16 protein-coding genes are annotated in these 21,567 nt (G+C 71.7%); 10 read left to right on the forward strand and 6 right to left on the reverse strand.

Annotation, left to right across the window (positions count from 1 at the left end):
* Window positions 1–34 precede the first annotated feature (34 nt).
* Window positions 35–1,408, forward strand: a complete 1,374-nt coding sequence (locus ACFYMU_RS13875; protein WP_388372397.1) for a cation:dicarboxylate symporter family transporter — start codon at window positions 35–37, stop codon at window positions 1,406–1,408.
* A 222-nt stretch (window positions 1,409–1,630) separates the two neighbouring features.
* Complete coding sequence (locus tag ACFYMU_RS13880; RefSeq protein ID WP_388372399.1) at window positions 1,631–2,401, forward strand: DUF2127 domain-containing protein; 771 nt, start codon at window positions 1,631–1,633, stop codon at window positions 2,399–2,401.
* Between the two features lie 234 nt (window positions 2,402–2,635).
* On the opposite strand, the gene ACFYMU_RS13885 is transcribed toward ACFYMU_RS13880, so the two are convergent.
* Window positions 2,636–3,787, reverse strand: a complete 1,152-nt coding sequence (locus ACFYMU_RS13885) for a serine hydrolase domain-containing protein (RefSeq protein ID WP_388372401.1) — start codon at window positions 3,785–3,787, stop codon at window positions 2,636–2,638.
* A 207-nt stretch (window positions 3,788–3,994) separates the two neighbouring features.
* On the opposite strand from ACFYMU_RS13885, the gene ACFYMU_RS13890 reads away from it, so the two are divergent.
* The 4 genes from ACFYMU_RS13890 (at window position 3,995) to ACFYMU_RS13905 (ending at window position 8,671) form a co-directional block, all read left to right on the forward strand.
* Complete coding sequence (locus ACFYMU_RS13890) at window positions 3,995–4,435, forward strand: MerR family transcriptional regulator (RefSeq protein WP_388372403.1); 441 nt, start codon at window positions 3,995–3,997, stop codon at window positions 4,433–4,435.
* Entirely contained in the window at window positions 4,432–4,764 is a 333-nt protein-coding gene (locus ACFYMU_RS13895; protein WP_388372900.1) for a thioredoxin family protein, read from the forward strand. Before ACFYMU_RS13890 ends, ACFYMU_RS13895 begins: the two co-directional genes overlap by 4 nt.
* Window positions 4,765–4,955: 191 nt before the next feature.
* On the forward strand, window positions 4,956–7,193 hold the full coding sequence (locus ACFYMU_RS13900) for a HelD family protein (protein ID WP_388372405.1): 2,238 nt from the start codon (window positions 4,956–4,958) through the stop codon (window positions 7,191–7,193).
* Between the two features lie 77 nt (window positions 7,194–7,270).
* Entirely contained in the window at window positions 7,271–8,671 is a 1,401-nt protein-coding gene (locus ACFYMU_RS13905) for a cytochrome (RefSeq protein ID WP_388372407.1), read from the forward strand.
* A 99-nt stretch (window positions 8,672–8,770) separates the two neighbouring features.
* Here the strand turns inward: ACFYMU_RS13905 and ACFYMU_RS13910 are convergent, their stop codons facing one another.
* A complete protein-coding gene (locus ACFYMU_RS13910) occupies window positions 8,771–9,472 on the reverse strand; it encodes a GntR family transcriptional regulator (protein ID WP_388372409.1) in 702 nt (233 codons plus the stop codon).
* A gap of 329 nt (window positions 9,473–9,801) precedes the next feature.
* Between ACFYMU_RS13910 and ACFYMU_RS13915 the strand changes: the two genes are divergently transcribed.
* The 4 genes from ACFYMU_RS13915 to ACFYMU_RS13930 are packed head-to-tail and all read left to right on the forward strand — an operon-like array spanning window position 9,802 to window position 13,266.
* Complete coding sequence (locus ACFYMU_RS13915; RefSeq protein WP_388372411.1) at window positions 9,802–10,764, forward strand: ABC transporter substrate-binding protein; 963 nt, start codon at window positions 9,802–9,804, stop codon at window positions 10,762–10,764.
* 56 nt (window positions 10,765–10,820) lie between these two features.
* Window positions 10,821–11,621 (forward strand): ABC transporter permease, encoded by an 801-nt coding sequence (locus ACFYMU_RS13920; protein WP_388372902.1) that lies wholly within the window; start codon window positions 10,821–10,823, stop codon window positions 11,619–11,621.
* Window positions 11,618–12,394, forward strand: coding sequence for an ABC transporter permease (locus ACFYMU_RS13925; protein WP_388372413.1), 777 nt, complete (start codon window positions 11,618–11,620; stop codon window positions 12,392–12,394). The genes ACFYMU_RS13920 and ACFYMU_RS13925 overlap by 4 nt, the downstream gene beginning before the upstream one ends.
* Window positions 12,395–12,426: 32 nt before the next feature.
* Complete coding sequence (locus ACFYMU_RS13930; protein WP_388372415.1) at window positions 12,427–13,266, forward strand: ABC transporter ATP-binding protein; 840 nt, start codon at window positions 12,427–12,429, stop codon at window positions 13,264–13,266.
* A 103-nt stretch (window positions 13,267–13,369) separates the two neighbouring features.
* Here ACFYMU_RS13930 and glgB read toward each other — a convergent pair whose 3' ends face one another.
* The 4 genes from glgB to ACFYMU_RS13950 form a co-directional block, all read right to left on the reverse strand.
* Entirely contained in the window at window positions 13,370–15,904 is a 2,535-nt protein-coding gene (gene glgB / locus ACFYMU_RS13935) for a 1,4-alpha-glucan branching enzyme (protein ID WP_388372417.1), read from the reverse strand.
* Between the two features lie 29 nt (window positions 15,905–15,933).
* A complete protein-coding gene (locus ACFYMU_RS13940; protein WP_388372419.1) occupies window positions 15,934–17,334 on the reverse strand; it encodes a phosphotransferase in 1,401 nt (466 codons plus the stop codon).
* Between the two features lie 81 nt (window positions 17,335–17,415).
* Window positions 17,416–19,134: a maltose alpha-D-glucosyltransferase gene (gene treS, locus ACFYMU_RS13945; protein WP_388372421.1), complete on the reverse strand. Its 1,719-nt coding sequence runs from the start codon at window positions 19,132–19,134 to the stop codon at window positions 17,416–17,418.
* The gene (locus ACFYMU_RS13950) at window positions 19,131–21,251 is read right to left on the reverse strand and encodes a maltotransferase domain-containing protein (protein ID WP_388372423.1); all 2,121 of its coding nucleotides are present in this window, start codon (window positions 21,249–21,251) and stop codon (window positions 19,131–19,133) included. The genes treS and ACFYMU_RS13950 overlap by 4 nt, the downstream gene beginning before the upstream one ends.
* Window positions 21,252–21,567 lie beyond the last annotated feature (316 nt).

The following is a 21,567-nucleotide window of genomic DNA, read 5'->3' on the forward strand; positions in this document are numbered from 1 at the left end:
GGACGATCCGACGACGTCGTCGAGGAGGGCAGCCGTGGCCAGCACATCCCCAACGGCACCTGCCGCGCCCGCAGCCAAGCGGGACCGCACCCACTACCTCTACATCGCGGTCATCGCCGCGGTGGCCTGCGGCATCGCCGTCGGCCTGATCGCGCCCGACGCCGCGATCGAACTCAAGCCCCTCGGCACGGGCTTCGTGAACCTGATCAAGATGATGATCTCGCCGATCATCTTCTGCACGATCGTGCTGGGCATCGGCTCGGTGCGCAAGGCCGCCAAGGTCGGTGCCGTCGGCGGCATAGCCCTCGGCTACTTCCTGACGATGTCCCTGGTCGCGCTGGGCATCGGCCTGGTCGTCGGGAACGTCCTGCACCCCGGCGAGGGCCTCCAGCTGACGAACGCGATCAAGCAGGCGGGGCACGACCAGGTGTCGCCCGACGCGCTGCCGCCCGTCGACTTCGTGCTCTCGATCATCCCGACGACCTTCGTGTCCGCCTTCACGGAGGGCCAGGTCCTGCAGACCCTTCTCGTCGCGCTCCTCGCGGGCTTCGCGCTGCAGGCCATGGGCCCGGTGGGCGCGCCGGTGCTGCGCGGCGTCGAGCACATCCAGCGCCTCGTGTTCCGCGTCCTCGTCATGGTCATGTGGGCCGCGCCGATCGGCGCCTTCGGCGCGATCGCCGCCGTCGTGGGCTCGGCCGGCCTGGACGCGCTCAAGAGCCTCGCCGTGCTGATGCTCGGCTTCTACGTGACCTGCTTCCTGTTCGTCTTCGTCGTGCTCGGGGCGCTGCTGCGCCTGGTCGCGGGCGTCAACGTCCTGTCGCTGCTGAGGTACCTGGGCCGAGAGTTCCTGCTGATCCTTTCCACCTCCTCCTCCGAGTCGGCCCTGCCGCGGCTGATCGCGAAGATGGAGCACCTGGGGGTCAGCAAGCCGGTGGTCGGCATCACCGTCCCGACCGGCTACTCCTTCAACCTGGACGGCACCATGATCTACATGACCATGGCGTCGCTCTACATCGCCGACGCGCTGGGCACCCCGATGTCCGTGGGTGAACAGATCCCGCTGCTGCTCTTCCTGCTGGTCGCCTCCAAGGGCGCGGCGGGCGTCAGCGGCGCCGGTCTCGCCACGCTGGCGGGCGGCCTGCAGTCGCACAAGCCCGCGCTGGTCGACGGCGTCGGCCTGATCGTCGGCATCGACCGCTTCATGAGCGAGGCCCGCGCCCTGACCAACTTCGCGGGCAACGCGGTGGCCACCGTCCTGGTCGGCACCTGGACGAAGGAGATCGACCAGGAGCAGGTGCGGCAGGTGCTCGCCGGCCGGCTGCCCTTCGACGAGACCACCCTGCTGGACGAGGACACCGCCCCGGCCGGAGCCGGGCAGGGCGGCGAGAAGGAGCTGGCCACGGCCTGACCCCGGCGCACTCCCCGTCTCCGGGCGGCCGGGCCCCACCCCCGTGGGCCCGGCCGCCCGTCCCGCCGTTCCCGGGGGGCCCGGACGCCGGGAACGCGGCGCCGGCACAGCGAGCCGGGCTCCGGTGCAACCCCCGCCCCCGCACCCTCGTCTCGTAGGACATGGCACATCCCGCCGCGCCGGACCGACCGGCACGGCACCCGCAGCGGGAGGCACGGGGCTATGACGATCGACTGGGACCGACGCACCTGCGCGCGCCGCGGGCATGTGACCTACGCGCCGGACGACCCCCGCCTGCGGATCCGGCTGCATGCCGAGACGGCGCTCGGGGAGGTGTGGCGCTGCCTGCGCTGCGGCGACTTCGTGCTCGGTGAGCCGCACGGCTCCGGACCGGCCGCCGAGGCGCCGCTCGTGCCGCGCGGCAAGGTGCTGCGCGATCTGTTCGTGCTGCGCTTCCTGGCCGTCGAGCGGGCCGTGCGCGGCGTGTTCATCGTGCTCGTCGCGGTGGCCGTGTGGAGGTTCAGCAACAGCCAGGACGCGGTGCGCCGGCTGTTCAACGAGTACCTGGACGTGTTCCGGCCGGTCTTCCGGCACTTCCACTACGACCTCGACCACTCGCCCGTGGTCGGCACCCTCCAGAAGTCCTTCGGCCACCGGCACTCCACGCTCGTCCTGGTCGCCTCCCTGCTGCTGGCGTACGCGCTGATCGAGCTGGTCGAGGCCGGCGGGCTGTGGTACGCCAAGCGCTGGGCGGAATACCTCACGGTCGTCGCCACCGCGGCCTTCCTCCCGCTGGAGGTGTACGAGCTCACCGAGCACATCAGCCCGGTGAAGATCACCACGCTGGTCCTCAACATCCTCGCCGTCCTCTACATCGCCCTCACCAAGCGGCTGTTCGGGCTGCGCGGCGGCCGGAAGGCGTTCGACGCGGAGCGGCGCAGCGCGTCACTGCTCGAGGTGGAGGAGTCGGCGGGCGTCCTGGTCGCCTCCTGAACCGTGCGCTCCGGCGGGGCGGCGGCCACAGCACCAGCCCCGGCCTAGCTAGGCCCTGTCGTTTGGATCATCCCGGCGTCGCGGGGTCCGGCACGCACATCTGCGGCGTTGTCGTCGGTTGCCGACGCGCCGCGTCGGCGCCCTCCTCCGCCTTGCAGCTGCACGCACCGGACCCCGCTCGGGTCGGCCGGAAGGCGCCGGGACCCACAGCCGGCCTGATCCAAACGGCAGGGCCTAGGACGACTCGGCCGCGTACCGCCAGAAGTCGCGCATCAGGGCGGGCGGGGTCGGGTTCTCCATCGCGCGCTGGGTGAGCAGGACCGCGATCGTGCGGGTGGCCGCGACGACGTGCGCCGTCGTTCCGGTGCCGCCGACCCAGCCGTAGCGGCCGGGGACGGTGCCCGGAGCGGTGGTCTCGATGTCGACGGATCCTCCGTACCCCCAGCCCTGTCCCTCCAGGAACAGCGCGCCGATCTCGCGCTGGGCCGGGGTGAGGTGGTCGGTGGTCATCCGGCGCACCGACTGCTCGGACAGCACCCGGCGGCCGTCGGGCGCGGTCCCGCCGGCCACCAGCATCCGGCCGAACGCCAGCCAGTCGGCGGCGGTGGCCACGAGTCCGCCACCGCCGGAGGGGAACGCGGGCAGACTGCTCCACGCGCCGTCCGGGGTGTCGGCGACCTCCAGTCCGCCGTGGCCGTCGGGGCGGTAGGCGGTGGTGAACCGGTGGCGCTCGGCGGCCGGCACCTCGAAGGCCGTGTCGCTCATGCCGAGCGGTTCGAGGATCCGCTCGGCCAGGACCTCGGGGAGCGGGCGGCCGGTCGCGCGGGAGATCAGGACGCCCTGGAGGTCGGAGCAGGTGCCGTAGAGCCATGCCTCGCCGGGCTGGTACAGCAGCGGGAGGCGGGCCAGCTCGGCCACCCAGGCGTCGGGTTCGGGGAGGCTGCGGGGGTCGCGCCCGTCCTTCTGCACGGTGAACAGGGCCTGGACCTGGGGGAGGGAGAAGTCGGAGGGGAAGCCGTATCCGGCGCGGGAGGTCAGCAGGTCCTGCACGACGATCGGGCGGGTGGCGGGCACCACGTCGTCGAGCGGTGCGGAGGGGGTGCGGACGACGGTCGGCTCGGCCAGCTCCGGAAGCCATGAGGCGACGGGGGAGTCGAGGGCGATCGTGCCGTCCTCGACGAGGGTCATGACCGCGGCGGCGACGATGGGCTTGGTGATCGAGGCGATCCGGAAGATCGCGTCGGGGGACATCGGGGCGGTACGGGCGGTGTCGAGGAAACCGACCGCCGCGGTCTCGGTGCGGCCGTGCCGGTCGACCAGGGCCACGGCGCCCGGGGCCCAGCCCCGGGCGATGTACTTCTGGAGGAGGTGGTGGAGGGTGGTCATGAGTCCGTCCGTCCTCGGCGAGTGCTGTCGAAGACGAGACTGCCGGGCAGGCGCCGGTTCATCGGTGAGGCACGAGCGCGCACGGCGGGGATCCGCCGACCGGACACAGGCACCGCCCTGCCCGGTGTGGTGGAGGTCGCTGCTCCTGCTGCCGCTGCCGCCGCCGCCGTTGCCTTGACGTCGGCGTCAGGGATTACCGTCGTGGTCATGCGAATCGGCGAGCTGGCGGCGCGGGCCGGGACCACCACGCGGACCCTGCGGTACTACGAGTCGCGGGGGCTGCTGCCCGCGCGGCGCACCGGCAACGGGTATCGCACGTACGACGAGTGCGATCTGCGGCTGCTGCGGCAGATCCGGACGCTTCAGGACTTCGGGTTCGACCTGGAGGAGACCCGTCCGTTCGTGGAGTGTCTGCGGGCCGGGCACCCGGAGGGTGACGCGTGTCCGGCGTCGCTCGCGGTGTACCGGCGCAAGCTGGACGAACTCGACGCGCTGATCGCCGAGTTGCGGGCGGTGCGGGCGACGATCGGTGCACAGCTGGCGAAGGCGCTGGAGGCACCCGCCGGGCATGGACGGGCGCCGGCGGCCGAGGCGGGGGTTCCGGGGGGTCCGGAGCCGATGTGCGAGCTGGGAGGGCAGCAGTGGTGATCGATGTGGCGGGCGTGACCGCGGTGACCGACGCGGACTTCGAGAAGGAGGTGCTCGCGGCCGAGGGGCCGGTGCTGGTGGAGTTCACCGCGGACTGGTGCCCACCGTGCCGGCAGATGGGGCCGGTGCTCGCCGCCCTCGCCGCCCAGGAGGCGGGCCGGCTGAAGGTGGTCCAGCTGGACGTGGACACGAATCCGGTCACGACCAACGCGTACAAGGTGCTGTCGATGCCGACGTTCATGGTCTTTTGCGGCGGAGAGCCCCTGAAGGCGATGGTGGGGGCGCGGCCCGCGCGGCGGCTGCGTGAGGAGCTGTCCGACGTCCTCTGACAAGGCCCCTGCACAAAGAAATCCCCTGAGCAATTGCGCTCGGGGGATTTTCTTGCGTATATTCAATGATTCGCGACTCAACGAGATTGGATCGCGGTCAAGTTCAGTGTGCACAGTATATCCGAGCAGGAGCGGAATTGTCAAACAGGGGCTCAAACGCAGAGAGCGCCACGGGATTTACCGATGATGAATTGCGGCGCGAACAGGAATTCATCGACGGGCTGTACGCGCGCGTCGACGCGCTGCGCGGTGACACCGAGACCTCTGTCGGGGACGCGCTGGCGCAAGGCCACACGCCCCTGCAGGCCCGGCTGGAGCGGGACATCCTCGTCGCCGAGCGCTCGGGGCTGCTGGCGGCGCTGAACGCCGTGGACGGCTCGCTCTGCTTCGGCCGCATCGACCTCGCCTCGGGGCACAGCCACCACATCGGCCGCATCGGGCTGCGCGCCGACGACGCGGACCGCACCCCCGTGCTGATCGACTGGCGGGCCGAGGTCGCCCGCCCCTTCTACCTGGCCACCGGCCACACTCCGATGGGGCTCAGGAGGCGGCGGCACATCTCCACCGACGGGCGCCGGGTCACGTCCCTGCACGACGAGATCCTCGACCTGGGCGACCGCGAACGCACCGGCCACGAGGACCCGACCGGTGACGCCGTGCTGCTCGCCGCGCTCGACTCGGCCCGCACCGGCCGGATGAGCGACATCGTCCGGACGATCCAGGCCGACCAGGACCGCATCATCCGCGCGCCCTACCGGGGCGTGCTGGTGGTGGAGGGGGGCCCGGGCACCGGGAAGACGGCGGTCGCGCTGCACCGCGCGGCCTACCTCCTGTACGAACACCGGGAGCTGCTGGCCCGCCGCGCGGTGCTGATCGTCGGCCCGAACCCCGCGTTCCTCGGTTACATCGGCGAGGTGCTGCCCTCGCTCGGCGAGACGGGGGTACTGCTCGCCACCGTCGGCGAACTCTTCCCCGGCGTCCGGGCCACCGCGGCCGACACGCCCGAGGCGGCCGCCGTGAAGGGCCGCGCCGACATGGCGGACGTGCTGGCGCGCGTCGTGCGCGACCGGCAGGCCCTGCCCGACCCGGTGATCGCCATCGAGCACGACCGGGACGTCCTGCTGCTCGACGACGGCCTGGTGAACGTCGCCCGCGAGCGCACCCGCGCGGCGAAGCTGCCGCACAACGAGGCCCGCGAGCACTTCGAGGGCCACATCCTCAACACGCTGACGGACATGGTCGCCGAGCGGATCGGCACCGATCCGTACGACGGCTCGAACCTCCTCGACGCGAGCGACCTCACCCAGATCCGCGACGAGCTGGCCGGGAACCCCGAGGTCTGGTCGGCGATCGACCGGCTGTGGCCGCGGCTGACCCCGCAGCGGCTGGTCGCGGACTTCCTCGCCGATCCGGAGGGCTATGTCCGCGACGAGGACGCGGCCGCCGTCCGCCGCCCGGTCACGCGCGCCTGGACCGCGGCCGACGTGCCGCTGCTGGACGAGGCGGCGGAACTGCTCGGCGAGGACGACCGGCTGGCGCGCGCACACGCCGCACGCGAGCGTGAGGCGCGGGTGTCGTACGCGCAGGGCGTGCTGGACGTGTCGTACGCCTCCCGTACCTACGAGTTCGACGACAAGGAGGACGGCGACCCCGACGCCTCCGAGGTGCTGTCCGCGCACGACATCATCGACGCGGAGCGGTTCGCCGAGCGGCAGGAGGAGGCGGACCACCGCTCCACCGCCGAGCGCGCCGCGGCCGACCGCACCTGGGCGTTCGGGCACATCATCGTCGACGAGGCGCAGGAGCTGTCGCCCATGGCGTGGCGGCTGCTGATGCGGCGCAGCCCGACCCGCTCGATGACCCTGGTGGGCGACCCGGCGCAGACGGCCGAGGCCGGTGGCGTCGGCTCGTGGTCCGAGATCCTCGGGCCGTACGTCGCGGACCGCTGGGAGCACACCCGGCTCGGCGTCAACTACCGCACGCCGTCCGAGGTCATGGACGTGGCCGCGGCCGTGGTCCGCGCCGTGGACCCCGGCTTCGAACCGCCGAGTTCCGTGCGGTCCACGGGTGTGCGGCCCTGGGCGCGGGCCACCGACGACCTGCCCGGCGCGGTGGCCGGGGCGGTCCGGGAGATGGTCCCGGCCGAGGGCCGGCTCGCGGTGATCGCCCCGCGCGCCCTGCACCGCTCCCTGGCCGCGCGGCTGGACGGGGTGACGGCGGGCGCGGAGCCGGACCTGACCCGCAGCGTGGTGCTGCTCGACCCGCGCCAGGCCAAGGGCCTGGAGTTCGACTCCGTGCTGGTGGTGGAGCCCGGGCTCTACGGGACGAGCGATCTCTACGTGGCGCTGACGCGGGCCACCCAGCGGCTGGGTGTGGTGTACGCCGGGGAACTGCCGAAGGCCCTGGCGGAGGCGCTGTCGCCGCACTGAGGTGCGGACATCACCGAGCCGTAACGTTCGCCCCGTGGTCACCGCCTGTGCACGACCGGTGCGGTATGCGTGTTTGTATGGAAGCCCATCCGTACACGACCGCGCCGGCCGGCAGCGCGACGCTCGCCTCGCTGCCGGTCCAGCCGCTGCTCACCTCGGAGTTCGACGCCGACCCCGGCGGCGTCTACGCGCGGCTGCGGCACATGTACGGTCCGGTGGCGCCGGTCGGGCTGATGGGGGTGCCCGTGTGGCTGGTTCTCGGCTACCGCGAGGTGGTGGAGGTCCTGCGGAACGACAGCCAGTGGCGTCGGGACGTCCGCCACTGGCGGGCACGGACCGAGGGACTGCTGCCGGTGGACTGGCCGTTGCTGGCGGGCTACGAGGTCCGCCAGACCATGTTCATGGACGACGACGAGCACCAGGACGCCCGCCGGACCCATCACTCGGCGCTGCGGCCCTTCCAGGACGGCCACACACCCCAGGGGTGGGAGCTTAGGGCGGCGGTCGCCCGGTACGCGGACGAGCTGATCGCTCTGCTGGGCGCGGAATCGGGGACCGCGGGCTTCGCGGACCTGGGGGCGCAGTACACGAGGCCGCTGCTGCTGATGGTGACGACCCGGCTGTTCGGATGCCCCGGGGAACTGGGCGATGAACTTGTCATGGACCTGTGGCGGATGCTGGACGGGGGGCCGGACGCCGGCGCGGCCACCGCGCGCGCGGCGTCGGCCATGACCCGGCTCGCCGCGCACCGCAGGGCGCGGCCCGGGGACGACCTGACCTCGTACATGCTGCTCGCCGACCCCGGCCTGTCCGACGAACGGCTGGGCCGGGAGCTGTTCATGAACGCGGTGTACCTGAACGACATCACCGGCAACATGGTGCTCAACACCCTGCTGGAGGTGCTGCGGGGCAACGCGACGGTCCGCAGCAGCCTGTCGGCGGGGCAGCTCGGTGAGGCCGTGAACCGGGCGGTGCTGGTCAATCCGCCGGTGGCCAACATGTGCTTCCGCTTCGCGGCGCGGGACATGCGGCTGGGTGATTTCTGGATCCGGGCGGGCGACGCCGTCTCGCCGTCGGCCGCGGCCGCCCACCGGGATCTGATGGCGCTCGACTCCTCCCACCTCGTCGAGTCCACGATCAGCACGCGGGCGCATCTGGGCTGGGGCGCGGGGCAGCACCAGTGCCCGAGCGCGGCGCGCGAACTGGGCGGCATGATCGTGGCGACGGCGGTGGGCCGTGCCTTCGAGCACTTCGCCCGGGCGGAACTGACCCTGCCGCCCGACCAGTTGCCGTGGCGGGCGGGACCGGTGGTGCGGGGGCTGCGGCTGCTGCCGGTGCGGTACGAGCTGAAGGCGAAGGCCCCCGGCATCCCGGACGCGGGCACCCCCGAGCCGCCGGGTGCGCCCGCCACGGCAACTGGTCGGGCGGGCAAGGGGCTGCTCGCCGCGCTGCGGAGGCTGATGCCCGGCGGCCGGTGAGGCGTGCGGGCCGGTGAGGCGCCGCGCCGGGGCGGCGACGCCGTCCCGCGGGTCACCGGTGCCGTCGTCCGCGTCGCGCAGGGGTGGGTGCGCCCCCGGTCACCGGGTGCCGCCGTCCGTGCCGCGAGGCCGCGGCCGGGTCTCGTCCACCTGCGGCAGCACGTCGATGACACTGCGCAGGTGCTTTCTGACGGCCGCCTCCGCGGCTTCCGGGTCCCCTGCGCAGAGCGCCTCGATGATCTCCAGGTGCTGGGGCAGGGACACGGTGGGCCGGCCGGGATGCATGGCCAGCCGGAACTGATGGCGGACGTTCTGCCCCCGCAGCCGCTCCAGCAGGGTGCGGGCGGTGTTCTGGCCGCTGAGGGTGAGGATCAGCGAGTGCAGCCGCCTGTTGAGGTCGGAGTAACCGAGCACGTCGCCGCCGGCCACCGCCTCCCGCATTCTGGCGCCGATCTCCCGGAGGGTGCGGCGGTCGTCCCCGGTGGCGCGCTCGGCGGCCTTCGCCGCGCACAGTCCTTCCAGGGCCATGCGCACCTCGGTGATCTCGATGGCCTCCGGGAGGGACACGGCGCGGACCCGGGCACCGCGGTTCTGGATGCGCTCGACCAGGCCCTCGCTGGCCAGTTGCACCAGGGCGTTGCGGACCCCGGCGCGGCTGGCGCCGAACTGCTCCGACAGTTCTGTTTCCACGAGCCGCTGGTTGGGTGCGAACCGGCCGCCGGTGATGGCGTCGCGGATCGCGTCGACGACCGGTGTCGGCGGGTCGGCGGCGGTGGCCGGCGTCGGCGTCGGCGGTGTCATCGGACGGCTCTCCATGTCATGGCGAGGACCCTAGGGAGCGGCGCAAGGATCGTCAACAATTTCATCGGCATCTATGGTGCGCACTTATTGCGACAATCTTGCGGGCAACCTATGCTCCGGCAAGCGACCTGCCCGAGGGGCAGGGCGGGGGCGTCCGCCTCCGGCTCGGGATGCCGCGGCCGCCACGGCCGTGGGGCCCGCCGGGGCGGGGGGCGGAGCAAGAGGACTCATCACAACGTCGGTCCGGTGCTGACCTGACACCGGAAGGGCCGCACGTTCTGCAACGGACAAACGTCCACCCAGCGCACAGAATGCGAGAGGTAAGGCCCATGCGTCGACTGCTAGCCGGGTTCGCCGTCTCCGTGGTGTTGGCTTCCGCCACCACGGCCTGCGGCTCCTCCACCAAGGACGACACCGCGAAGAGCGGCGGTACGACCAGTGTCAAGGTCGGGGTCATCCCGATCATCGACGTGGCGCCGATCTATCTCGGCAAGGAGAAGGGCTTCTTCACCAAGCAGGGGATCGACCTCACGCTGGAGAGCGGTCAGGGCGGCGCCGCCATCGTGCCGGGGGTGGTGAGCGGGCAGTTCCAGTTCGGCTTCAGCAATGTGACGTCGCTGATGCTGGCGCAGAGCAAGGGCGTGCCGCTCAAGGGCGTGGCCAACGGCGTCAACTCCACCGGCAAGCAGGGCGCCGACTTCGGCGCGCTCGTCGTCAAGAAGGACAGCCCGATCAAGTCGGCCAAGGATCTCGCCGGCAAGAAGGTCTCGGTCAACACCCTCAACAACATTGGTGACACGACCACCCGGGAGTCGGTCCGCAAGGCCGGTGGCGACGCGGCCTCCGTCAAGTTCGTCGAGCTCCCCTTCCCCCAGATGCCCGCCGCCCTGGAGGCCGGCCAGGTCGACGCGGCCTGGGTGGTCGAACCCACGCTCTCGGTGATCAGGAGCAAGGGAGGCCGGGCCATCGCCTCCCCCTTCGTCGACACCTCACCGGGCCTCACGGTGGCGCTCTACTTCACCTCCACCAAGCTCGCCCAGGAGAACCCCGGGCTGGTCAAGCGGTTCCGGACCGCGATGAACGAGTCCCTGAAGTACGCCGACGCCCACCCCGACGAGGTCCGGCAGGTCCTCAGCACCTACACCAAGATCGACGCGGCGACCGCGAAGTCGCTGACCCTGCCCACCTGGCCGCAGGAGCCCAACCGCGCCTCGCTGGCCACCCTGGCCAAGCTCGCCCAGAAGGACAAGCTCCTCACCACCGCCCCCGACCTCGACAGGCTGCTGCCGTGACGTCGGACCATGGCACAGCCCGCGGGGCCGGCCCGACGGCCGGCTCCGCGCCGGCGGTGGGAGAACCCGTCGGCCCCGGATCCCCGCGGGGCGCCCACGCGGCGCTCGGCCTGGCCGGTCTGGCCGGCCTCCTCGTCCTGGTGGAGGCGCTGCCACGACTGGGAGCGGTCTCCGCCGACTACCTGCCGCCGACGAGCCGGATCGTCCGGGCCCTCGTCGACGAACTGGCCGACGGCGCCTTCTGGACCGCCCTCGGCGACACCCTGCTCAGCTGGGCCGTCGGCCTGCTGATCGCCGTGGTCGGCGGTGTCACCGCCGGGTTCCTCATCGCGACGGTGCCGTTCCTGCGCGCCGCCACGGCATCCACCATCGAGTTCCTCCGGCCGATCCCCTCGGTCGCCCTGATCCCGCTCGCCGTGCTGCTCTACGGCACGGACATCCGCTCGGCACTGCTCCTGGTGGTCTACGCGTCCTTCTGGCAGGTCCTCGTCCAGGTGCTCTACGGAGCGGGGGACGTCGACCCGGTCGCCGAGGAGACGGCCCGCAGCTACGGGCTGGGCACGTGGGCGCGGCTGCGGCACGTCATGTGGCCGACCTCCCTGCCCTATGTGATGACGGGCGTGCGACTGGCGGCGGCGGTCGCCCTGGTACTCGCCATCAGCGCCGAGCTCATCATCGGCGCCCCCGGGCTCGGCGCCCGTATCGCCGTGGCGCAGGCGTCCAACGCCGTGCCCGACATGTACGCGCTGGTGGCCGTGACCGGTCTGCTCGGCGTCCTGATCAATCTGGGTGCCCGGGCGATCGAACGGCGCACGCTCGGCTGGCACCAGTCGGTCCGCGGGGAGGAGGCGGTATGAGCCGGATCCTCCGTCGACTGCTGCTGGCCACGGCGCTGCCCGCCGTGCTGGTGGCCGTGTGGTGGTACAGCACCGACGACAGCCAGAGCTTCTACGTCCCGCCGCTGCGCACCATCCTGACCACCTTCGGCACGCTGTGGACGGGCCGGCGGCTGGCGACCGATGTGCTGCCCAGCGTGCTGAGGCTGGCCGGCGGATACCTCTCGGCCGCCGTCGTCGGGGTGGCGCTGGGCGTGGTCATCGGCTCCTACCGGCGCGTGCGCGCCGTGCTGGAGCCGGTCCTGGAGTTCCTGCGGGCCGTCCCGCCGCCCGTCCTGGTACCGGTGATCATGCTCTTCGCCGGCATAGGCGACGGCATGAAGGTCGTCGTCATCCTCTCCGGCTGCGTCTGGCCGATCCTCCTCAACACGGTGGAGGGGGTGCGGGCCGTGGACGGCGTCCTGTCGGAGAGCACCCGCTCGTACGGCATCACCGGAGCGGCGCGACTGCGTCACCTGGTCCTGCCGTCGGCAGGACCGCAGATCTTCGCCGGCCTGAGGCAGGCCCTGTCGCTCGGCATCATCCTGATGGTGATCAGCGAGATGTTCGCCGCCAGCAACGGCCTCGGGTTCGACGTGGTGCAGTTCCAGCGCAGCTTCGCGATCCCGGAGATGTGGAGCGGCATCCTGCTGCTCGGTCTGCTCGGCTTCGTGCTCTCGATGCTGTTCCAGCTGGTCGAGAGCCGGGCCCTGTCCTGGTACCGCGGACTGCGCCGCAGCCAGCGCTCCTCCTGACACCCAACGCCTGCCGGAAAGGAATCCCCCCCATGCTCGACGTTCGAGCGCTGAAGAAGGTGTACGAGGGACGCGAGCGGCGTATCGAGGCGGTCCGCGACCTGACGTTCTCGCTGGACGCCGGTGATCTCGTCTGCCTCGTCGGCCCGTCCGGCTGTGGCAAGACGACCCTGCTCAAGTGCATCGCCGGTCTGCTCGCGCCCACCTCGGGCGAGGTGCTCCTGAACGGCAGGCCCGTCACCGGGCCGCCGCCGGGCATGGCCGTGGTCTTCCAGGAGTACGGACGGAGCCTGTTCCCCTGGATGAGCGTGCGGGAGAACGTGGAACTGCCGCTCAAGCAGAAGAAGCTGCCGAAGGACCGCCGCCGGGCACTCGTCGGCCGCGCGCTGGAGGCGGTGGGGCTCGCGGACGCCCACGACGCCTACCCGTGGCAGCTGTCCGGCGGCATGCAGCAGCGGGTGGCGATAGCCCGGGCGGTGGCCTACGAGCCCGAGGTGCTGCTCATGGACGAGCCGTTCGCCGCGGTCGACGCGCAGACCCGCGCCGACCTGGAGGACCTGATCCGCGACCTGTGGCACCAACTCGGCGTGACGATCCTCTTCATCACCCACGACATCGACGAGGCCGTCTACCTCGGCCAGCGGGTCGTCGTCCTGTCGTCGTCGCCGACGGTCGTGCAGGAGCAGCTGGAGATCGACCTGCCCGACCGGCGCGATCAGCTGCACACCCGGGCGGACCCGCGCTTCACCGAGCTGCGCACCCATGTGTGGGAGCAGATCCAGGCCGCGAAACGAGGTGCCGCCGCGGAGCCGGTGGAACCGTCGCCGCAGCCGGCCGCCCAGGGCGCGGAATCCGGCGCGGAGGCGGTCTGAGGCCGCACCCGTGGCCGGACGAACGCCCCGGCGGGCAGGGCGTCTCTGTCGGAACGCCCCGCGGGCAGCGGCCTCGCCGGTCCTCGCGTCGCCGTCGTGCCGCTCAGGCGGGGCGGAGACAGAGGGTGGCGAGTGGGGGGAGGGTGAGGCGGATGCTGGCGGGGTGGCCGTGCCAGGGGGTGGGTTCGGGTTCGAGGGGGTCGGGGTTGCGGACGTCGCTGCCGCCGTAGGCGGCGCTGTCGGTGTTGAGGACCTCGTGCCAGGCGGTGATGTCGTCGGGGACGCCGATGCGGTAGTCGTGGCGGACGGCCGGGGAGAAGTGGCAGACGGCCAGCAGGGGGGTGCCGTGTGCGTCGAGGCGCAGGAAGGCCAGGACGTTGTCGTCGGCGGCGTCGGTCACCACCCAGTGGAAGCCGCTGGGGTGGGTGTCGCGTTGCCACAGGGCGGGGGTGTGGCGGTAGAGGGTGTTGAGGTCGCGGACGAGGTCGCGTACCCGGCGGTGGTCGGGTGCGGCGGGGTAGGTGGGGTCCAGCAGCCACCAGTCGGGTCCGTGGGCTTCGGACCATTCGGCCCCCTGGGCGAATTCCTGGCCCATGAAGAGGAGTTGTTTGCCGGGGTGGGCCCACATGTAGCCGAGGTAGGCGCGGTGGTTGGCGCGTTGCTGCCACCAGTCGCCGGGCATCTTGGAGACGAGGGAGCGTTTGCCGTGGACGACCTCGTCGTGGGAGATGGGCAGGACGTAGTTCTCGCTGTAGGCGTACACCATCGAGAACGTCATCTCGTCGTGGTGGTACCTGCGGTGCACCGGCTCGTGGCTCATGTAGCGCAGTGAGTCGTGCATCCAGCCCATGTTCCATTTCAGGCCGAACCCGAGCCCGCCGAAGCCGCTCGGCCCCCGGTGGTGGGTGGCGCGGGTGACGCCGTCCCAGGCCGTGGACTCCTCGGCGATCGTGACCACCCCGGGGCAGCGGCGGCAGACGGTGGCGTTCATCTCCTGGAGGAACGCCACCGCGTCCAGGTTCTCCCGGCCGCCGTGCACGTTGGGGCTCCACCGGCCGGGCTGCCGGGAGTAGTCGAGGTAGAGCATGGAGGCCACCGCGTCCACCCGCAGGCCGTCGATGTGGAACTCCTCGCACCAGTACACGGCGTTGGCGACGAGGAAGTTGCGTACCTCGCGCCGTCCGAAGTCGAATTCCAGTGTTCCCCAGTCGGGGTGCGCGGCGCGCTGCGGGTCCGTGTGCTCGTACAGGGGACGGCCGTCGAACTCGGCCAGCGCCCACGCGTCGCGCGGGAAGTGCGCCGGCACCCAGTCCATCAGTACGCCGATGCCGGCCCGGTGCAGGGCGTCGACGAGGTACCTGAAGTCGTCGGGGGTGCCCAGGCGGGCGGTGGGCGCGTAGAAGCCGGTGACCTGGTAGCCCCAGGAGCCGCCGAAGGGGTGCTCGGCGACGGGCATCAGCTCCACGTGGGTGAAGCCCAGATCCCTGACGTAGGCGGGCAGTTGGTCGGCCAGCTGACGGTAGCTCAGGCCTGGGCGCCAGGACGGCAGATGCACCTCGTACACCGAGAACGGCGCCTCGTGGGCGGGAGTGTCCCCGCGGCGGGCCAGCCACTCCCCGTCCTGCCACGTGTGGGACGACTCCGTCACGACCGACGCGGTCGCCGGAGGGGCCTCCGTGCGACGGGCCATCGGGTCGGCGCGCAGGGTCCTGGAACCGTCGGGGCGGGTGATCTCGAACTTGTACAGCTCGCCCTCGCCGATGCCGGGCACGAACAGCTCCCACACACCGGTCGCACCGAGCGAGCGCATCGCGTGGCCGGTCCCGTCCCAGTGGTTGAAGTCGCCGGCCACGCGCACGCCCCGCGCGTGGGGCGCCCAGACCGTGAAGCGGGTGCCGCACACACCCTGGTGCGTCATGGGGTGCGCGCCGAGGACCTGCCACAACTGCTCGTGCCGCCCCTCGCCGATCAGGTGCAGGTCGAGCTCGCCGAGCGTGGGCAGGAAGCGGTACGGGTCCTCGGTCTCCAGCACGGTGTCCTCGTACGCCACCAGCAGCCGGTGGGCCGGGACGTCCCGCAGCGGCAGCAGCCCCGAGAAGAAGCCGTCCCCGTCGTCGTGCAGGTCCGCCCGCAGGTTCCCGGCCACGACCGTGACGGAGCGTGCGTACGGCCGGAAGGCCCGGAAGGCGACGCCACCGGGCTCCGGATGGGCGCCGAGCACCGTGTGCGGGTCGTGGTGGGTGCCGGTGAGCAGCCGCTCACGGTCACCGGCGTCGACGGCGGGGGAGCGGACCGCCCGGCCGGCGGCGCCCTTCCCGGCGGCTTTCGGACGCGCCTTCCCGTCCGCGGTCCGGGCCGGCCCGGCCTTCGCCGCCGTCTTCTTCTTCCCGGCCGCGGCGGCCACGGTCTTCTTCGCCGCCGTCTTCTTCCTGCCGGCCCCGGCCGTCTTCCCGGCCGCGGCGGCCGCCGTCTTCTTCGCCGCCGTCTTCTTCCTGCCGGTTCCAGCCGTCTTCCCGGCCGCCGCCGTCTTCCCGGCCGCCGCCTTCTTCTTCCCGGCGGCCGCCTTCCGCGCGGCGGTCTTCTCGCGGCCGTCGCCGTCGTTCTTCGTGCTGTCGTCGGACGGGGGGCGGGGCGTCACGGGCGGGGCCTCCTCGGCAGGGTGGTGGATCAGGGCAGGGCGTCGGCGGCCAGCCGCCGGACCGCCGCCATCGGCACCGGCAGCCAGTCGGGCCGGTGCCGGGCCTCGTACAGGACCTCGTAGACGGCCTTGTCCGTCTCGTAGGCGCGCAGCAGCACCGGCTCGGCGCGCGGATCGCGCCCGGCGGCGTCCGCGTACCCGGCGCAGTACGCCGCCCGGCACGCCGCGGCCCAGTCCGGGGCGGGCGGCACGGCCGAGTGGGCCGCGTAGTCGAAGGAACGGAGCATCCCCGCGACGTCCCGCACCGTCGGCTGCGGCATCCGGCGCTCGGCCAGCGACTTCGACGGCTCGCCCTCGAAGTCGATCAGCGACCACGTTCCGGACGGCGAGCGCAGGCACTGCCCCAGGTGCAGATCGCCGTGGATGCGCTGGGCGGTCCAACTGCGTCCGTCGGCGGCGAGGGCGGTCAGCGCCTCGAACGCCTGGCGCAGCCGCGGCGCGTACGGCCGCAGGGCGGGCACCGCCTGCGCCGCGGTCTCCAGCCGCTGCGCCATGCCGTCGGCGAGCAGCCGCGCCCGGGCGTGCCCCAGGGTGGCCGTGGGCAGCGCGCGGGCCAGCGCCGTGTGCACCTCGGCCGTCGCCCGCCCGAGCGCCCGCGCCTGAGCCGTGAAGTCCTCGCCCTTGGCCAGCTCGCGCAGCGCCAGCTCCCAGCCGTCCGTGGCGCCGCGCACGTACGGCTGCAGCACGGCCAGCACATACCGGTCGTCGGGTCCGCCGAGGTCGGCGAGCAGCCAGCCGGCCGGCGCCGGCACCCGCGGGCAGCCCTCGCGCGACAGCACCAGGGGCAGTTCCAGGTCGGGGTTGGTGCCGGGAACGACGCGCCGCAGCACCTTCAGGATGAACGTATCTCCATAGACGATGGAGGAGTTGGACTGCTCCGCGGTCATGAGCCGGGGGACGAGCCCCTCCCGTATTCGCTGGCGTCCGTCCCCCTCGAAGCGGAGCCCGCCGATGCGGGCCCGTGTGCGGGCCGCCTCGAGGAGCACGGCGGTGGCCCGGGGGTCGTACAGCGCGTCGTACACGCTCCGCCCCGCCAGCGGGCCCCGGGTCACATGCCCGATCAGGGCCGGTGCCAGCCGCGGTGGCAGCGCCTCTCGTATGCCCACCAGCACCTGGTAGCAGTCCCCGGGGTGCGACACGGCGCCCTGCGCGGAGACGTCCGGCTGATGGGCCCGCAGAAGGAGATGGAGCAGGGCCGGCGAGCGGTCGGGCGGCAGCAGATCGGTGGCCGCCACCAGCGTGAAACCGGTGACCGGCCGCCCCTTGCCGGCGAACCAGCGCTGCCGTGGCAGCCACTCCCTCAGCAGCGGATCGAGGGACGCGAGCAGACCGGGGTGGGTCGCGGTGGCACGGGTGACGGCTTCCGACATGGCGTGCGTCCTTTCCCCGGAGTCGGGGTGTTACTGATGCGTGCCCCGGGCGGGTCGGTGGAAACCGCCCCGCCCGGGGTGCTACGCGGCGTTCCTGCGGAGCCGGAACCAGTAGAAGCCGTGGCCTGCGAGGGTGAGCAGGTAGGGCAGTTCGCCGATGGCGGGGAAGCGGACCTGGCCGATGAGTTCCACCGGGTGGCGGCCGCTGAAGGCACCCAGGTCCAGCTCGGTGGGCTGGGCGAACCGGGAGAAGTTGTGCACGCACATCACCAGGTCGTCCCCGCCGTCCGCGGTGGCGGGGGCCTCGCGCACGAAGGCGAGGACGGCCGGGTTGGAGGAGGGCAGTTCGGTGTAGGAGCCCAGGCCGAAGGCCGGGTTCTGCTTGCGGATCTCGATCATCCGCCGGGTCCAGTGCAGCAGTGAGGAGGGGGAGGCCATCGACGCCTCCACGTTGGTGACCTGGTAGCCGTAGACCGGGTCCATGATCGTGGGCAGGTAGAGGCGGCCGGGGTCGCAGGAGGAGAAGCCCGCGTTGCGGTCGGGGGTCCACTGCATCGGGGTGCGGACCGCGTCGCGGTCGCCGAGCCAGATGTTGTCGCCCATGCCGATCTCGTCGCCGTAGTAGAGGATCGGCGAGCCGGGCAGGGACAGCAGCAGCGCGGTGAACAGTTCGATCTGGTTGCGGTCGTTGTCCAGCAGGGGGGCCAGCCGGCGGCGGATGCCGATGTTGGCGCGCATGCGGGGGTCCTTGGCGTACTCCGCCCACATGTAGTCGCGTTCGTCGTCGGTGACCATCTCCAGGGTCAGCTCGTCGTGGTTGCGCAGGAAGATGCCCCACTGGCAGCCGGAGGGGATCGCGGGGGTCTTGGCGAGGATCTCCGAGACGGGGTAGCGCGACTCGCGGCGCACGGCCATGAAGATGCGGGGCATGACGGGGAAGTGGAAGGCCATGTGGCACTCGTCGCCGCCGCCCGCGTAGTCGCCGAAGTAGTCGACCACGTCCTCGGGCCACTGGTTGGCCTCCGCCAGCAGCACGGTGTCCGGGTAGTGCGCGTCGATCTCCTTGCGCACCCGCTTCAGGAACTCGTGCGTCGCCGGCAGGTTCTCGCAGTTCGTCCCCTCCGCCTGGTAGAGGTAGGGCACCGCGTCGAGGCGGAACCCGTCGATGCCCAGGTCCAGCCAGAACCTGAGCGCGGAGATCATCTCCTCCTGGACGGCCGGGTTCTCGTAGTTGAGGTCCGGCTGGTGGGAGAAGAACCGGTGCCAGTAGTACTGCTTGCGCACCGGGTCGAAGGTCCAGTTGGACGCCTCGGTGTCGACGAAGATGATCCGCGCGTCCTGGAACTGCTTGTCGTCGTCCGCCCAGACGTAGTAGTCCCCGTACGGGCCGTCGGGATGGGCGCGCGACTCCTGGAACCACGGGTGCTGGTCGCTGGTGTGGTTCATCACGAAGTCGATGATCACGCGCATGCCCCGCTGGTGGGCGGCGTCCACGAACTCCACGAAGTCCGCCAGGTCCCCGAACTCCGGCAGCACCGCCGTGTAGTCGGACACGTCGTAACCGCCGTCACGCAGCGGCGACTTGAAGAACGGCGGCAGCCACAGGCAGTCCACGCCCAGCCACTGCAGATAGTCCAGCTTCGCCGTCAGCCCCTTCAGATCGCCCACACCGTCGCCGTTGCTGTCCTGGAAGGACCTGACCAGGACCTCGTAGAAGACGGCGCGCTTGAACCACTCCGGATCGCGGTCCGCGGCGGGAGTGTCCTCGAAGGTGTCCGGGACGGGCTCGTTGACGATCATCGTGTGGGTGACCCTCCGATCTGCGGTGAGGACGGTCGCAGGACGGTCAGCACGTGTGCGGGGCTATCGCCCGGCGAAAGACGTACATAGTTGGCCCTGCCCCAGTGGTAGGTGACACCGGTGAGCTCGTCGCGCACCGGCACCGACTCGTGCCGGTCCAGGCCGAGCCGCGGCATGTCCAACGAGACCGTCGCCTCCTGGGTGTGGTGGGGATCCAGATTCACGACCACCACGACCGTGTTCGAACCCGAGCGTTTCGAGTAGACGATCACCTCGTCCTTGTCGGCATGGTGGAAGTGCACATTCCGAAGCTGCCGCAGCGCCGGACTGGCCCGCCGGATCGCGTTGAGCTTCGTGATCAGCGGAGCGATGCTGCGCCCCTCCCGCTCCGCCGCCTCCCAGTCCCGGGGCCGCAACTGGTACTTCTCCGAGTCCAGATACTCCTCGCCGCCCTCCCGCAGCGGCACGTTCTCACACAGCTCATACCCCGAATACACCCCCCACGACGGCGACATCGTCGCCGCCAGCACCGCCCGCACCTCGAACGCCGGCCGCCCACCGTGCACCAGATACCCCGGCAGGATGTCCGGCGTGTTCACAAAGAAATTCGGCCGCATGAACGCCGCCGTCTCCGTCGACAACTCCGTCAGATACTCCGTCAGCTCCTCCTTAGAATTCCGCCACGTGAAATACGTGTACGACTGCTGGAACCCCACCGCCGCCAACGCCCGCATCATCGCCGGCCGCGTGAACGCCTCCGCCAGAAAAACCACATCGGGATCCGACCGCCCGATCTCCCCGATCACCCGCTCCCAGAACACCACCGGCTTCGTATGCGGATTGTCCACCCGGAAGATCCGCACCCCGTGCCCCATCCAGAACCGCAACACCCGCAACGACTCCGCCACCAGACCCTCCATGTCCGCATCGAAATACAGCGGATAGATGTCCTGGTACTTCTTCGGCGGATTCTCCGCATACGCCACCGACCCGTCCACCCGATGCCGAAACCACTCCGGACGCTTCCCCACCCACGGATGATCCGGCGAACACTGCAACGCGAAATCCAGCGCCACCTCCAACCCCAACTCCCCCGCCCGCCCCACGAACCAGTCGAAATCCTCGATCGTCCCCAACGCCGGATGCACCGCATCATGACCACCCTCGGGCGACCCCACCGCCCACGGCACCCCCACATCCCCCGCACCCGCCGACAGACTGTTGTTACGACCCTTGCGAAACGTCGTCCCGATCGGATGCACCGGCGGCAGATACACCACGTCGAAACCCATCCCCGCAATCACCGGCAACCGCCGCGCCGCCGACCGGAACGTCCCATGAGGACACTCCACCGTCCCCTCCGACCGCGGAAAGAACTCGTACCACGACCCGAACAACGCCCGCTCCCGCTCCACCGACAACGAAAACGGCCCCACCCACGACACCGACTCCCGCAACGGCCACACCGCCAACACCGCATCCACCTCCGGTGTCAACGCCCCCGCCAACCGCGCCGCCGACGGCCGGGACCCGTCCCGCAACACACCGGCCGCCGCCAACAGCACCCCCCGGCGGCCCTTGCCCTTCGGGACGCCGGCGGCCGCGCGCTCGTACAGTCGCGCGCCCTCCTCCAGGACCAGTTCGGTGTCGATCCCCGCCGGGATCTTGATCGTGGCCTGCCGCCGCCAGGTCGTGACCGGATCGCTCCAGCCCTCCACGGTGTAGGTCCAGTGGCCCTCCGCGGGCAGGGAGACGGTGGCGGACCAGCGGTCGGTGCCGGGTTCCCGCTCGCGCATCGGCGTCCACGGGCCGGGGCGGCCCCGGGGGTCCGTGAGGACGACGTTGGCGGCGACGGCGTCGTGGCCCTCGCGGAAGACGGTGGCGGAGATCTCGAACTCCTCGCCCACCACCGCCTTGGCCGGGCGGCGGCCCTCGTGGACGAGGGGGCGCACATCGAGGACGGGGATGCGCCCGAGGGTCGGGCCGGTGTCCCGGGCGGCCGGCGTGCGGCTCGGGCCCTCGGGGGGTGTCCGCGGGGCGGGGGGATCGGCCTTCCGCCGCGGGGCTGTGCCGGTGCCGGGTGCCGTAGGTGCAGGCGAGTGGTGCGTCGGGGGCATGACCGCTCCTGTCCGCGTCAACGATGGTGGACGGTTGAGGGTGTCGGAAGGTGGGGCCAGCGGGGTTACCGGAGGAGCCTTCCCACCCGGTGCGGGTGGGCATTCCGGCACTTTGTTAACTACTCGCGCGTATGTCTACGTTCAAGTCCGGCCGGATCCGGACAGGGGAAAAGGACCGGCCCCGCCCCGGGGGAGGCCGGCAAGCCTACGCATGCCCGGTGAACCGCGGTCGACGGCGGGTGACGCGCAGCGGTCCGCCCGGTGCCCGAGCGGGGCTCGAACGGGTTCCGGGGGCGGCCGCCCGGGGGCGGCCGCC

Source organism: Streptomyces sp. NPDC007264 (assembly GCF_042869095.1).
Classification (GTDB): Bacteria; Actinomycetota; Actinomycetes; order Streptomycetales; family Streptomycetaceae; genus Streptomyces.